Here is a 14,701-nt window from a genome sequence, read left to right as displayed (position 1 = left end):
TGATTCTGTCTCTTATTGTTTACCGCGCAGGGTGACATACTGCGATGATAGCGCAGACAGCATGGGATGCTGGGGATCGGTTTTGCGCATGCGCACCAGGATGGCCGCGCATTGCTCCCCGAGCGCCGTCTCCCAGCCGCTATCGAGCATCAGGCGCAGGATGGCGGAGGCGAGGGCGGACATGAGTCCTGCGTTCTCGGGGCGGCGGCGCACAGCCACCTGCAGCACCTGGATCGCGCCGCGCTGGTCGCCCTGGCCGCTGTAGGCCGCAGCCTGGCGCACCAAGCCATCGAGGTAACGCTCCACGCTGTCACCCTCGTTTTGCGCCAGTTCGGCGCGGCCGGCACGTTCGTAGACGGCGAGGGCGTCGGCTTCCGACACGCCGCTGGCTGGATCGCCGGCCAATGCATCCAGCAATTCCATGCCCTGTTCGTCCATGCCTTGCTGCAGGCAGTTCTGCGCCAGGCCCATTTTCACGGCGCTGGAAATGGAGCGGGCGTCGCCCAGGGCACGCAAGGCGTTGCCCAGCTCCGTGCGCGCGGCTTCGTCCTTGCCGTTCAGGCCCTGCACCAGGGCGGCCGAATACGCTTTGCATACTTCGGTGGCCGCGCCGGGCCGGGCGGAACGCTCCAGGTCGCGCAGGACATTGGCCGCCGCGCTGGCGTCGCCTTTCTCCACCAGTGTGCGCACCAGGTTCACATGGTCTTCCGGATCGCGGAATTCGGAATACTTGGATTTGGCCACCACTTGCTTGAAGGTCTTCTCCGCCGCCTCCAGGTCGCCGGACTGGAACGCCACCTGGCCCAAGTGGCGCAAGCGCCGCACCATATGCGGCGATATCGAGACCGCCGCCTCCAGCGCCGCGCGGGCCTCGGCCGGCTGCCCCAGGCTTTGCTGGATGCTCGCGGTCATGTCATACGCGGCCATGAACTTGGGGTTCTCGTCCACCAGCCGCTGCAAGGTCTCCAGCGCCGCCGGCAACTGACCCTGTTCCTTCTGGCAGCGCGCCAGGCCCAGCTGCGCCCATCCCAGCGGGCGCACTTCCAGGATTTCGCGGTAGATGGCTTCCGCCTGGGCCATTTCGCCCAAGGCCATAAGGGCTTCGGCGCGCAGGCGGCCGCATTCGGTGGCATAGCGCGGATTGGCGGCGGCAGACACCTCGCTCGCCAAAATCGCTTCGCGCATGCGGCCTTGCTCGGTCATCTGGTGCACCGGGAGCAGGGCGCTGCGGCGATCCACGGCGCGCGCGATGCGCTGCGCCAGCACATCGACCGTGAAAGGCTTGAGGATGTAGTCGGTCGGCGTGAGTTCGGCCGCGCTCACCACCTTGCTGTACACGCCCTCGGTGGTCAGCATGATAAAGATGGCGGATGGCAGGATCAGTTTGTGGTGGCGCAGGTCTTCCAGCAGCTGCTGGCCATCCTGCCCCTGCTCGCTGCCCAGGTCGTATTCGCACAGGATCAGGTCGAACGACTTCTTCTCCAGGTGGCGGATGGCGGTGCCGGCGCTGACGGCATGCTCGATGCGCGTGATGCCCAGCTGGGTCAGCATATTGTGCAGACCCGAGCGCATATGCTGGTTGGGGTCGATAACCAGGACCGACAGGGCGCTATATTCTTGCATTTTCAGGGCAAAAGGCTGTTATAGGAGGGAGAATACTCCAAGGGGAGGCAAAAAACAGGCCCTATGGCGACGAATGTTGCTTTCGAGCCAATCAGACTCTCAGCGGGGAAGGGTGGATAAGGGTGGGAAGCTTAAGCTGAAACAAGTATAATGTCGGCAAATCGAAATACAGCAAGACCAGTCAGCTCGTGCACAGTATTCCTTTAATCCGCAGCCACGCTGCACTCTTCACGCCCCAACCATGTTGATTCTGCCGGGTTCCAACGCCCTGTCCTCCTTCCGTAGCCAACGCCTCCTCAACCAACTCCAAGCAGTTTTGCCGGCCATTACGTCGGTCCAAGCCCGCTATATCCACTTTGTGGATTCCGCCTCGGCCCCGTCCGAAGACGACCTGAACCGCCTGAACGGCCTGCTGACCTATGGTGAGCCAGCCCTGCCGGAACAGTCCGACGGCGTGGTGGAAGAGTTTGTGGTGATCCCACGTTTCGGTACCATTTCGCCGTGGGCTTCCAAAGCCACCGACATCGTGCATAACTGCGGCATGGCCCATATCCACCGGGTGGAGCGCGGCGTCGCCTACCGCATCAACCTGAAAGGCGGCATCCTGGGCACCGGCCTGGGCGCGGCGAAAAAGCTGGACGCGGAACAGGCGCAAGCCGTGGCCGCGCTGCTGCACGACCGCATGACTGAATCCGTGCTGCGCCACCCGGACCAGGCCGCCGGCCTGTTCGGCAGCTTGGAAGCGAAGCCGCTGGAATCCATCGATGTGCTGGGGGCCGGCCGTATGGCGCTGGAAAAGGCGAATACGGACTTGGGCCTGGCGATGTCGGACGACGAGATCGACTACCTGCTGGAAGCGTTCACCAACGCCAAGCGCAACCCGACCGACGTGGAACTGATGATGTTCGCGCAGGCGAACTCGGAACACTGCCGCCACAAGATCTTCAACGCCGACTGGACCATCGACGGCGTGGCGCAGGACAAGTCGCTGTTCAAAATGATCAAGAACACGCACGAGAAGAACCCGCGCGGTACCGTTGTCGCCTACTCGGACAACTCCTCGATCATCGAAGGCGCGGAAGTGACCCGTTTCTACCCGCGTGAAGGCCAGGAGTACGCGCCTTCCACCGAACTGGTGCACACCCTGATGAAGGTGGAGACCCACAACCACCCGACCGCGATTTCCCCATTCCCGGGCGCCTCCACCGGCGCCGGCGGCGAGATCCGCGACGAAGGCGCGACCGGCCGTGGCTCCAAGCCGAAGGCAGGCTTGACCGGCTTCACCGTTTCCAACCTGATGATCCCGGGCGCAGTGCAAGCCTGGGAAAACGCAGCTTGCGTGACCGCGCCGGTCGGCAAGCGCGACGAAAGCCAGGTGTACGGCAAGCCGGAGCGCATCGCCTCGGCCCTGCAGATCATGATCGAAGGTCCGCTGGGCGGCGCCGCGTTCTCGAACGAGTTCGGCCGCCCGGTACTGGCAGGCTATTTCCGTACCTACGAGCAGAACATCGGCCAGCAGTTTGCCGGTGGTAAGGACACCGTGATGGGCTACCACAAGCCGATCATGATTGCTGGCGGTATCGGCAATATTTCCGGCTCCCACACCCACAAGAACGACATACCTGTCGGCAGCCTGCTGATCCAGCTGGGCGGTCCGGGCATGCGCATCGGCATGGGCGGCTCGGCCGCTTCCTCGATGGCGACCGGCACCAATACCGCCGACCTGGACTTCGACTCGGTCCAGCGCGGCAATCCGGAAATGGAGCGCCGTGCCCAGGAAGTCATCAACGGCTGCTGGCAGCTGGCCGACAAGAACCCGATCATCTCGATCCACGACGTGGGGGCGGGCGGTCTGTCCAATGCCTTCCCGGAAATCACCAATGACGCCAAGCGCGGCGCGATTTTCGACCTGCGCAAGGTGCCGCTGGAAGAGTCCGGCATGGCGCCGAAGGAAATCTGGTCCAACGAATCCCAGGAACGGTATGTGCTGGCGATCGCCCCGAGCGACCTGGCCCTGTTCCAGGCCCTGTGCGAGCGTGAGCGCTGCCCGTTCGCCGTGGTGGGTGTGGCGACCGAAGAGCGCCAGCTGAAGGTGATCGACCCGGAAATGGGCAACAACCCGGTCGATATGCCGATGGAAGTCCTGCTCGGCAAGCCACCGAAGATGCACCGCGACGTGCACCACGTGCAGAATGAGCTGCCGGCCATCGACCTGACCGGTATTGAGCTGGAGGAGGCCGCCAAGCGCGTGCTGCTGCTGCCAACCGTGGCCGACAAGAGCTTCCTGATCACTATTGGCGACCGTACCGTGGGCGGCATGTCGGTGCGCGACCAGATGGTCGGCCCATGGCAGGTGCCGGTGGCTGACTGCGCCGTGACCACCCTGAGCTACGACGGCTATGTGGGCGAGGCGATGGCCATGGGCGAGCGTACCCCGCTGGCCGTGATCGATGCGCCGGCGTCGGGCCGCATGGCGGTGGGCGAGACTGTCACCAACCTGGCCGCGGCACCAATCAGCGATATCTCCGACATCAAACTGTCCGCCAACTGGATGGCCGCTTGCGGCCAGCCGGGCCAGGATGCGGCCCTGTTCGACACTGTCAAGGCTGTCGGCATGGAACTGTGCCCGGCGCTGGGCTTGTCGATCCCGGTCGGCAAGGATTCCCTGTCGATGCGCACCACCTGGAAGGATGATGGCGCCGACAAGGCGGTGATTTCGCCGGTGTCCCTGATCGTTTCCGGCTTCTCGCCGGTATACGATGTGCGCAAAACGCTGACTCCCCAGATCCGCACCGATCTGGGCGAAACTTCGCTGATCGTCATCGATCTGGGTCGCGGCAAGAACCGTATGGGTGCCTCCGCCCTGGCCCAGGTCATGGGCCAGCTGGGCAATGCCGCGCCGGACGTGGATTCGGCGGAAGACCTGAAAGGTTTCTTCAACGCCATCCAGCAGCTGAACAAGGAAGGCAAGATCCTGGCCTACCACGACCGCTCGGACGGCGGCCTGTACGCCACCCTGGTGGAGATGGCCTTTGCCGGCCGTGCCGGCCTGTCCATCAACCTGGACATGTTGACCCTGGGCGCCGAAGGCACCATGGACCATGGCGATGCCAAGAACTGGGCCGGCCAGGTGGCCGAACGCCGCAACGAGCTGACCCTCGCTGCGCTGTTCAACGAAGAGCTGGGCGCGGTGATCCAGGTGCGCGCCGACGAAAAATCGGCTGTGATGGACGTGCTGCGCTCGTTCAACCTGGGCGCCTGCAGCCATATCATCGGCAAGCTGAACGACCGGGGCGTGATCGAATTCACCCGCGACGCCAAGATCATCTATAACAAGCCGCGGGCAGAACTGCACCGCCTGTGGAGCGAGACCAGCTGGCGTATTTCCCGCGTCCGCGAAAATCCTGCCACGGCCGATGCTGAATACGACCGCCTGCTGGACGAAACCGATCCTGGCATGCAGCCGAAGGTGACTTTCGACCTGAACGAGAATATTGCCGCGCCATTCCTGGCGACCGGCGTGCGTCCGCGTGTCGCCATCCTGCGTGAGCAAGGCGTCAACTCGCATATTGAAACTGCCTGGGCCATGCACCGCGCCGGCTTTAGCGCTGTCGACGTGCACATGAGCGACCTGATTTCCCGCCGGGTTTCTCTGGATGAATTCCAGGGCATTATCGCGGTGGGCGGTTTCTCTTATGGCGACGTATTGGGCGCGGGTGAAGGCTGGGCTAAATCGATCCTGTTTAATCCGGAAATGGCGGAGCAATTCCAGAAATTCTTCCACCGCACCGATACTTTCGGCCTGGGTATTTGCAATGGCTGCCAAATGATGTCGAACCTGAAATCGCTGATTCCAGGCGCGCATGCATGGCCTAAATTCACCACCAATAAATCCGAGAAATTCGAAGCGCGTTTCTCGATGGTGGAAGTGATGGATTCGCCTTCTATTTTCCTGCAGGGTATGGCCGGCACCCAGGCACCGATCGCTATTGCGCACGGTGAAGGTTTTGCTGATTTCAGCCAGACCGGGAATATTAATGAGGCGATTGGCGCGTTGCGCTTTATTGATAATAAAGGCGCAGCTACCGAAGCTTATCCATATAACCCGAATGGCGCACCGCGCGGCCTGACTTCGGTGACCACGGCTGATGGCCGCTTCACGGTCATGATGCCGCACCCTGAGCGTGTTTCCCGCACGGTGCAGAACTCCTGGCACCCAGACGGTTGGGGCGAGGATTCGCCTTGGGCGCGCATGTGGGGCAACGCCCGCAAGTTCATCGGCTAAGGCGCCGGTGCGATAAGAAAGGCCGGGGATTCCCGGCCTTTTTTTCGTCCCACCGGCACCGATTTACGCCAGCTTCTGGCGCGATCGCGCCAAGGTGCAGCTTACAGGTGCTTGGCGGCTTCCCGACGGCTTAGGGCTGCGAGGCTGGTTCCCGGCCCGGCGAGGAAGGCGCGCACGGCGTCGGGCGCATGGCGCGCGTAGTCGCGCAACGCCCAGCCGACAGCTTTCTGGATGAAGAACTCGCGCTCATGCGCGCAGGCGCGCGCGTAGCGGAACAAGCGCTCTTGGTCGGTGCGCTCGCGCCAGCCCAGTTGGTGCAGCAGGGCGATACGGCGCACCCAGAAGTCGTTGTGCGCGAGGGCCTCATCCATACCGTCGTGTTCGCCACGCAGGATATCGCCAATAATAGCGGCCAGGCCATCCACACTATCCCACCAGGATTTCTGCTGCACCAGGGCCATTAATTCCGGAAGCTCGCCCGTGCTTAATTGCTTCCAATTCGCGGCGAGAATATCGAGCGCGGCGTATTGATATTCGCGCTCAGGCAGGGCCCATAATTCCTGCGCCAGGGCGATTAATTCGGCCGGTGTGGCGTGGCGCAACTCGCGGGCAATTGGTTTTATTGCGGCGCGGCGCTCGGGGGTGGCGATGCCGAGGAAATCAAACTGGTCGCGCATATAAGCGCGCATGGCCGGGGCGCGGGCGGCGTCGGCCAGCGGCGTCAGGGCGGCAATAATATCTTGTGTGGTCGGCATAATAAAAAAGCGCCCCGTGGGGCGCTTTATCTGGGCAGGGCCCGGGATTATTGCACTTTGGCTTTGGCAACCAGCTGGTCGCGGTAAGCCGCAACTTTACGCTGGGTCAGGGACTCGGCGATCTGTGGCTTGATTTCTTCCAGTGCCGGCACCTTGGCGGCGCGCGAGCCTTCCAGTTTGATCACGTGGTAGCCGAATTCGGACTGGACCGGCTTGTCAGTGAACTGGCCGTCCTTCAGTGCCACCATGGCGTCGCCGAACGGCTTGACGTAGCGGCCGGCAGGGGACCAGTCCAGGTCGCCGCCGTTGGCCGCCGAACCCGGGTCTTGCGAGACTTTGGCCAGCTCTTCGAACTTGGCGCCGCCTTTCAGCTTGGCGATGATGTCGGTCGCTTCTTTTTCGGTTTTCACCAGGATGTGGCGCGCGTGGTATTCCTTGTCGCCTTTGGTGGCTTTGAACTGCTCGTAAGCGGACTTGATCTCGGCATCGCTCACTGGGTTCTTCTTGACGTAGTCAACCAGCAGGGCGCGGATGATGATGTCCTGGCGAGCTTGCTCCAGGGCGTCTTTCACGTCCTTGCTGGCGGCAACGCCTTGCTTGGTGGCCTCTTGCACCAGCACTTCACGGCCGATCAGGGACTTCTTGATCATTTCGCGCAGTTGCGGCGAATCCGGCTGGCCCTGGGCGGCTGCTTGTTTGAGAGCAGCGTCCATCTGGGCGGCCGGGATGGCTTTGCCGTTCACGGTAGCGACGTTCTGGGCGAAAGCAGGGGTTGCAGCAACTGCGATCAGGGCCAACAGCAGGGTAGCTGGTTTAAATTTCATCGAGTATTCCTTAGTTGAAATAATACCGGCGCCACGTGGGCGCCGGCTTTGATCCGTGAGGGATTATTGTACTTTGGCTTTCTTCACCAGGGATTCCTGGTAGGCCTGCAGTTTCGCGCGCACCAGGGTGTCGGCGATACGTGGCTTCACTTCTTCCAGGGTAGGCAGTTTCACTGGACGGGTATCGTCCACTTTGATCACGTGGAAGCCGCTGTCGGTCTTAACTGGCTTCTCGGTCACCTGGCCTTTTTGCAGGGAGGTGAAGGCGTCAGCGAAGACTTTAGGGAAGTTGGCTGGAGTGCCCCAGTCCAGGTCGCCGCCGTTGGCAGCGGAGCCGGTGTCTTTGGAGTTCTTGGCCAGGTCTTCGAACTTGGCGCCGCCTTTCAGCTTGGCGATCAGGTCGGTTGCTTCTTTCTCGGTTTCCACCAGGATGTGGCGAACGTGGTATTCCTTGTCGCCTTCGGCGGCTACCGCGCGGTCGTATTCAGCTTTGATTTCAGCATCGCCAACCGGGTTTTTCTTCACGAAATCAGCGGCCAGGGCGTTCAGCATGATGTCCTGGCGGGCTTGTTCCAGGGCAGCTTTCACTTCGTTGCTCTTGGACAGGCCTTGCTTTTCGGCTTCCTGGATCATTACTTCGCGGCCGATCAGGGACTTCTTGATCATTTCACGCAGTTGCGGGGAATCCGTCTGCTGGCCTTGGGCCGTGACTTGCTTGACCAGGGCGTCAACTTTAGCGGACGGGATAGCTTTGCCATTAACAACAGCGGCGTTCTGAGCGAAAGCTGGTACGGCAGCAACGGCGATAAGTGCGAGCAGCAAGCGGGCTGGCTTGAAAGTCATTTAGTTTAATTCCTACGGGAAAGTTTACTGAATTGCGGGGATTTTGAATTGAGGTTCTTCTTTGAGGACTTCCCAAAAACTCCGCGCATATCATACTTCGGACGGTGCCAATGCGGTAATGGCCAATGCATGAATTTCTTTATGCATCATATCGTGCACGGAATCATACACCAGACGATGGCGCATGACGAGTTTCACACCTTCGAATTTATTGGAGACGATTTTCAGGCGGTAATGACCGCCGCCGGATGCAGCGCCGGCGTGGCCGGCGTGCAGCGCGGATTCATCATCCAGTTCAATTTCCTGCGGTGCCAGCGCCGCTTCCAGACGCTCGCGGATCTTGGCCAGGCGCGGGTCGCTCATGCTTCATCCTTAATATGTTTAGAAAGATAGAAAGCCTGGGCGATAAAGAACACCAGCATCAGCCCAGTAACACCAAAGGCTTTGAAATTGACCCAGGCGTCGTTGTCTGATTTAAACAGCACGAAGGCGACAAATAGGTTAACAAAACCCAACACCAGCCAGAAGGTAATCCACATGAAGTGCAAGCGGACCCAGACGTGCTCGGGCAATTGCACCTGTTTTTCCATGGCCAGGCGGATCAGGTTCTTATCGAAGAAGCGGTAGGCCACCAGCATGGCGGTCGCCAGCGCCCAATAAATAATCGTCGGTTTCCATTTGATGAAGTTGTCATCATGGAAATAGATGGTCATGCCGCCGAAGACCACGAACACCACCAGGGACACCCACAGCGCGCCATCGACTTTTTTGCGGCGCGCCAGCAGATACAGCACCTGGGCGGCCGTGGCAAGGATGCCAACGATCGTGGCGACAATGATAGGGGCTTGCGAGGCCGGAATGGCGCCGCCCGATACCAGGCCGCTCAGGTGGCCATTCAGCCACGCATGGGCGGCTTCCTGGTTGCTGCCGGCGTATTTATAGCTGCCAAAGAACAGGATCAGCGGAAACAGGTCGAAAATGAATTTCATGCTTATTGTTAGGGCTTGGGATCAAAACGCAGCGAGGCCGAATTCACGCAATAACGCAATCCGGTTGGCGGCGGGCCATCGGGAAACACGTGGCCCAGGTGGGCATCACATACTGCACAGATGATTTCGGTGCGCAGCATACCATGTGAGCGGTCGGTTTTCTCAATGATATTCGCCGGATCGAGCGCCTTGAAATAGCTTGGCCAGCCGCAGCCGGAATCGAACTTGGCGTCGGATTCAAACAGCGGTGTGTTACAGCAGACGCAGGTATAGATGCCATGCTCGTGGTGATCCCAGAACTTGCCGGTAAAGGCGCGCTCGGTGGCGGCGTGGCGAGTGACCTGATACTCCAGTGCATCGAGCTGGGCGCGCCATTCGGCGTCCGGTTTGACGACTTTATCCATTCTCTTCTTTCAAGATGAGCAGCTCACCGACAGCTGGTTGGACCAGTCTGGCGGAAGGGCCGCATAATGTTCATTTTCAGGCTGTTCGTCGAACGGGCGTTCGAGCAGGGCCCGCAGGCGCTCGACTTCGGAAAAGTCCTTATTCTGCGCCTTTTCAATCGCCACCTGTGCCATATAGTTCCGCAGGACATACTTGGGGTTGACCTGATCCATCGCAAGCTTGCGCGCCGTATCGTTGCTGTTCTCGGCACGCAGGCGCGCACGGTAGCCTTCCGCCCACTGGTCGAACGCGGCGCGATCGATGAACAGGTCGCGCAGCGGCTCGTCGCCTTCCGCACCGGCTGCGCGCAGCCCGCTCAGGCGGCGGAAGAAAATCGTGTAGTCGGCATGGTTGGCCTGAAGAATGGCGAACAGTCCGTCAAGCAGCTCGCTATCGCCTTCCTGGGTGGTTTCCAAGCCGAGTTTTGCGTGCAACAGCTGGTTGATGTGGCGCGCGAACTCAGGCTGGTAGACATCAAGCGCTTCCTGAGTCAGCTCGACTTCGCCGATTAGCGGCAGCAGAGCCTGGGCTAGGGCGTAACAGTTCCAGTGGCCGATCTGCGGCTGGTTGGCATAGGAATAGCGGCCTTGGTTGTCGCTGTGGTTGCAGATGTGGTTGGCGTCGAAGCCTTCCATGAAGCCGAACGGGCCGTAATCGATGGTCTGGCCCAGGATCGACATATTGTCCGTATTCATCACGCCATGCATGAAGCCGACCGCCTGCCAGTGTGCGATCATGCGCGCGGTGCGGCGGGTGACTTCCTCCAGCAACGCGGCGTATTTGTTTTCCTCGTCCTGCAGGGCAGGGTAGAAACGCTCGATCACATAGTCGGCCAGCTGCTTGAGTTCCTCGGGCTTGCGGTTGTAGTACCAATGCTCGAACGAGCCAAAGCGGATGAAGGTGGGCGCCATGCGCACCACGACGGCGGCCGTTTCGATCGACTCGCGCACAATGCCCTGGTCCGAGCCTGCCACCGACAAGGCGCGGGTGGTGGGAATGCCAAGGCCATGCATCGCTTCCGAGCACAGGAATTCGCGGATCGAGGAGCGCAACACGGCGCGTCCGTCGCCCATACGCGAGTAGGGCGTCAGGCCGGCGCCCTTGAGCTGCAGTTCGAGCGGGCCATCGGCCGTGGCGATATCGCCCAGCAGGATGGCGCGGCCATCGCCCAACTGTCCGGCCCAGACACCGAACTGGTGCCCTGAATAAACGGCGGCCAGCGGTTGCGAACGTTCGGCCACCCGATTGCCAACCAGCGTCTCGACGCTTTCCTGGCTGCGCAGTGCAGCGGGATCGGCGCCAATCAGCGTGGCGGCGGACGGGCTGAGCGCAACCAGGTAGGGCGCTGGCAGCGGCGTAGGCACGAGGCGGGTATAAAACACAGGCGGCAAGCCCGCGAAGGAATTTTCAAAAGGGAAGAGGGCAGCTGTCATATGCGGCGAATTGTAACGCAGCTGGCGACTTCACGTATGTACTACAAGGCAAAAATAATGGCCTTAAGGAAGCTTTAAGTTCTTGATTTCAAATGGCTTTCTGTCGGAAAGTTTTACAACTCATGACTGCGCAGTCAAACTGCTGAGTGTAAGCCATTGAAAATACTAAGGTGCTATCAACAGGCATGCTTTATGCGAGTTACTCCGGTGCAGTCCAACAAAAATTGGGGGTAACATGAGCGTTATAAAAACACTACTCGCGCCGGCATTTGCGGCGCTAGCGCTGGGGGTTGGGATCGGAGCACAAGCTGCGCCGCTTGATTTAACAACTGCCGGAGCATTCGGCACGATCAATGGCGCTACCTATACTCAGGTTCCACCACAATCGACCGGGTCGGGCGTGATCGATCCATTTGTGCGGATCCGCGACAATCAAGCCACGGTCCAGGCCTATAACACCAGGGTCAGCAATACCTACCAGAACGACGGCACGGACACCTACAACCACGAGGTGACTGTGGGCTCCATTGGCTTTATCGATATCAATGGTGCCGACGCCGGCGGCGAGGTCATGCGCTTCCTGCTCGACATCAACCAGACCAAAGCCAATCCATTCCTCTTATTGAGTGAAGTACAAATCTTCCTGTCCACCAGTCCTAACCAGAGCATCGAACCGGTCCTGGGGCAGGGTGACTTGCTGCCATTGGCTCTCAGCGCCTTGGTGTACCAGATGGATGGCGCGGGCGACGATGGTGCCCAGCTTAACTACGCGCTGAATAGCGGCAGCGGCAGCGGGGACATGACACTGGATATCCCGCTCAGCATGTTCGCGGGCGCGTTTGCCAGCTTGGGGCTGAACGATGCTGTCTCTCAGAACGGCGCTTACCTGTACCTGTATTCCAGGTTTGAAGGAAATAATGACGGCTTTGAGGAATGGGCGCACTACTCGGGCAATCCGATTGGCGAGGAGCCTTGCAATCCAGCCGTCGAAGATTGCGGTCCACGTGAAATTCCGGAGCCGAACTCTCTGATCCTGTTCTCCTTCGGCCTGCTCGGGGCAGCGATTGCGATCAAGCGGGGCCGTCAACGCTGGATGCGCTGAGCTTGATGGAACTAGATACGGAACGCCGGCCACCAGGCCGGCGTTTTCGTTGGGAGATTACTTCCAGACCTGGACGGACTTGCTGCTGGTGTTGCCGGCGCTATCGCGGGCGACGGCTTGCACAGTGTGGCTGCCGCTTTTCTCCTTGCGGCTGTTCCAATTGTAGGAGACCGCACCATTGCCGCTGGCCTTGAGCACGCCATCGATATACAGGCTCACATTGGACAGCGCCACGTTGTCGCTGGCCGTAACGCTGACCGCAACATTGCCCGAAACGGTCGCCCCGCTGGCCGGATTGCTGATGCTGACCACCGGCGGCGTGGTGTCGGCGCTGCCTGCCGTGTTGGCGACCGTGACGTTCAGCGAGTGCGTCCCGACATTGCCCGAGCTGTCATAAGCTTTGGCCACCAGCGTGGTGGCGCCGTCGGCGCGGGTGCTGGTATCCCAGGCGAAGCTGTACGGCGCGGTGGTGTCGCTCGCCAGCAGCGCGCCGCCGACATACAGTTCGACCCGGCTTACGCTCAGGTTGTCCGTTGCACTGACATTGATGTTGGCAATGCCTTTGACCGAGCTGCCAGGCGACGCGATAGCCACGGTGGGCGCCTGGGTATCGCTGGTGACGGCCGACTTGGCAGCCAACACAGCGCGGTAGGCGTTGACGCGCCCGGCGCCATAGTAGGTGTCGCGCCCGGCAGTGCCAAGATCATCTGCGGTGGAGAGCAGGATCGAGTCGATCTGCTCCGCCTTCAGGGCCGGATTGGCCGACAGCATCAGCGCCACAACGCCGGCGGTGACCGGGCTGGCGAAAGAGGTACCGTTGACGGCGCCATAGCCGCCGCCCTTGACCGTGGTCCAGATGCCAACACCCGGCGCGCTCAGGTCGATGGGTGCGCCGTAGGTGGACCAGCTGGCGCGCACATCGTTGCCATCGGTGGCGGCCACGGTCAGCATGGTCGGGGTGCCAGCGTTCGAATCCAGCGCGCCGTTGTTGCCGCCGGCGGTCACCACCACGCCGCCCTTGTTGCGCATGTACTGCGCGGCCGACTGCACGGAAGCCACGTGTTGCACGCCGTAGCTGATGTTGGCGACACGGGCGCCACGGTCGGCGGCCCAGGTGATGGCGTTGGCCACCATGCTGTAGTAAGTGATGTAGCCGTTGGTGTCGCTGATGCGCATCGGCATAATTTTGGCGTTCCAAGCGGTACCTGCCACGCCGACTGCGTTGTTGCCAGCGGCCGCAGCGGCGCCCGCCACCTTGGTGCCGTGGCCATACACATCGGAGGTATTGCTGTTGTTGTCGTAGGTATTCCAGCCTGGGACGATGCGGGCCGCCAGGTCCGGGTGCGTTGCATCGACGCCGGTATCCAGGATGGCGATGGTGACGCCGCTGCCGGTGGCGATATCCCATGCCGATGGCGCGCCGATCTTGGCCTGGTGCCACTCATTGGCGTAGTACGGGTCGGACGGGGTTTGCTGCATTTGCAGTACGCCGTCCAGCTCGGCGAATTTCACATGGGGATTGCGCTTCATCGCCTGCTTCAGGGCCTTCTCACGGCCATGGGGCATTTCCACCACATACACATTCAGCCCATTGAGCTTGCGGGCCGCGTTGCCGCCGTGATCCTTGAGGAGCTTTTTGAACGCCGCTTCCGGCAGGCCGGGACGGGGCGATACCAGGATGCGGCCGCTGGCGAACTGCTCCGGCTCGACATCCTGTGCGAGAACCGGGCTGGCTGCGGCGGCGAGCGCCAAGGAGAGGTAGCTGGCGGTGGTGTGAATCTTCATTGAGGCGTCCTTATTGCAAAAATGAGTGGTGTGAGCGATACCAGAAGTTATGCCGCGCAAATTTTATCCGAGGAAAACATTGTGCGTATTCAACGACTTACGTAATTATGCGCAGCAACTATCATGGTAGAAGTGACACTTGTGCGTGATAGAAAAGAGAATGCCGGCCCGCAGGCCGGCATTTGGTGGAGCGGGAGATTTACTTAACGACTTGTACGGTCTTGGTAGTGCTGTTGCCGGCGGTGTCGCGGGCAATGGCCTGGATGGTGTGGGTGCCGCTGGCTTCCTTGCGGGCGTTCCAGGTATAGGTCACGGAACCGTTGCCGGTGGCCTTCAGCACGCCGTCCACATACAGGCTGACGTTGGCGATGGCCACATTGTCGGTGGCGCTGGCGCCGATGTTCACGTTGCCGGAGATGGTGGCGCCGTTGACCGGGTTGGTGATGTTCACAACCGGCGCGGTGGTGTCGGCGACGACGTTGTTGCCCACAGTGACGTTGATGGTGCTGGTGCCGACGTTGCCGGAGCTGTCGTAGGCTTTGGCGACGATGCTGGTGGCGCCATCGGCACGGGTGGTGGTGTCCCAGGCGAAGCTGTAAGGGCCGGCCGCGTCGGTGG

Annotated in this window: 12 protein-coding genes; 2 read left to right on the top strand and 10 right to left on the bottom strand. The window is 60.9% G+C overall.

Annotated elements, in window-relative coordinates; translation table 11 throughout:
* Positions 1-12 precede the first annotated feature (12 nt).
* Positions 13-1,623 (bottom strand): tetratricopeptide repeat-containing response regulator, encoded by a 1,611-nt coding sequence (locus GTP41_RS16270; RefSeq protein ID WP_161026633.1) that lies wholly within the window; start codon positions 1,621-1,623, stop codon positions 13-15.
* 241 nt (positions 1,624-1,864) lie between these two features.
* Here GTP41_RS16270 and purL point away from each other — a divergent pair, with 241 nt between their 5' ends.
* Positions 1,865-5,908, top strand: a complete 4,044-nt coding sequence (gene purL / locus GTP41_RS16265) for a phosphoribosylformylglycinamidine synthase (protein ID WP_161026632.1) — start codon at positions 1,865-1,867, stop codon at positions 5,906-5,908.
* Between the two features lie 101 nt (positions 5,909-6,009).
* Here purL and GTP41_RS16260 read toward each other — a convergent pair whose 3' ends face one another.
* The 7 genes from GTP41_RS16260 to GTP41_RS16230 all read right to left on the bottom strand — a co-directional run bounded on the left by GTP41_RS16260 (position 6,010) and on the right by GTP41_RS16230 (position 11,196).
* Positions 6,010-6,663, bottom strand: coding sequence for a DNA alkylation repair protein (locus GTP41_RS16260; protein ID WP_161026631.1), 654 nt, complete (start codon positions 6,661-6,663; stop codon positions 6,010-6,012).
* Between the two features lie 47 nt (positions 6,664-6,710).
* Positions 6,711-7,487, bottom strand: coding sequence for a peptidylprolyl isomerase (locus tag GTP41_RS16255; protein WP_161026630.1), 777 nt, complete (start codon positions 7,485-7,487; stop codon positions 6,711-6,713).
* 63 nt (positions 7,488-7,550) lie between these two features.
* Positions 7,551-8,330 carry a peptidylprolyl isomerase gene (locus tag GTP41_RS16250; protein ID WP_161026629.1) on the bottom strand — a complete coding sequence of 260 codons (780 nt, stop codon included), beginning with the start codon at positions 8,328-8,330 and terminating at the stop codon, positions 7,551-7,553.
* A gap of 90 nt (positions 8,331-8,420) precedes the next feature.
* Positions 8,421-8,693, bottom strand: a complete 273-nt coding sequence (locus GTP41_RS16245) for a BolA family protein (protein ID WP_161026628.1) — start codon at positions 8,691-8,693, stop codon at positions 8,421-8,423.
* A complete protein-coding gene (locus tag GTP41_RS16240; protein WP_161026627.1) occupies positions 8,690-9,319 on the bottom strand; it encodes a septation protein A in 630 nt (209 codons plus the stop codon). Before GTP41_RS16240 ends, GTP41_RS16245 begins: the two co-directional genes overlap by 4 nt.
* An 8-nt stretch (positions 9,320-9,327) precedes the next feature.
* On the bottom strand, positions 9,328-9,723 hold the full coding sequence (gene msrB / locus GTP41_RS16235) for a peptide-methionine (R)-S-oxide reductase MsrB (RefSeq protein ID WP_161026626.1): 396 nt from the start codon (positions 9,721-9,723) through the stop codon (positions 9,328-9,330).
* Between the two features lie 9 nt (positions 9,724-9,732).
* A complete protein-coding gene (locus tag GTP41_RS16230) occupies positions 9,733-11,196 on the bottom strand; it encodes a protein adenylyltransferase SelO (RefSeq protein ID WP_161026625.1) in 1,464 nt (487 codons plus the stop codon).
* 235 nt (positions 11,197-11,431) lie between these two features.
* Between GTP41_RS16230 and GTP41_RS16225 the strand changes: the two genes are divergently transcribed.
* Complete coding sequence (locus GTP41_RS16225) at positions 11,432-12,298, top strand: PEP-CTERM sorting domain-containing protein (RefSeq protein WP_161026624.1); 867 nt, start codon at positions 11,432-11,434, stop codon at positions 12,296-12,298.
* Positions 12,299-12,355: 57 nt separating this feature from the next.
* Here the strand turns inward: GTP41_RS16225 and GTP41_RS16220 are convergent, their stop codons facing one another.
* Both GTP41_RS16220 and GTP41_RS16215 read right to left on the bottom strand, forming a co-directional pair.
* Positions 12,356-14,083, bottom strand: coding sequence for a S8 family serine peptidase (locus tag GTP41_RS16220; RefSeq protein ID WP_161026623.1), 1,728 nt, complete (start codon positions 14,081-14,083; stop codon positions 12,356-12,358).
* Between the two features lie 199 nt (positions 14,084-14,282).
* Positions 14,283-14,701, bottom strand: a 419-nt coding sequence (locus GTP41_RS16215; RefSeq protein WP_229502912.1) for an Ig-like domain-containing protein, incomplete at its 5' end; no start/stop codon positions are given.

Origin of the sequence: Pseudoduganella guangdongensis (assembly GCF_009857475.1) — a bacterium.
GTDB classification, from domain to species: domain Bacteria; phylum Pseudomonadota; class Gammaproteobacteria; order Burkholderiales; family Burkholderiaceae_D; genus Rugamonas; species Rugamonas guangdongensis.
This window is presented reverse-complemented; position numbering and strand designations above follow the sequence as displayed.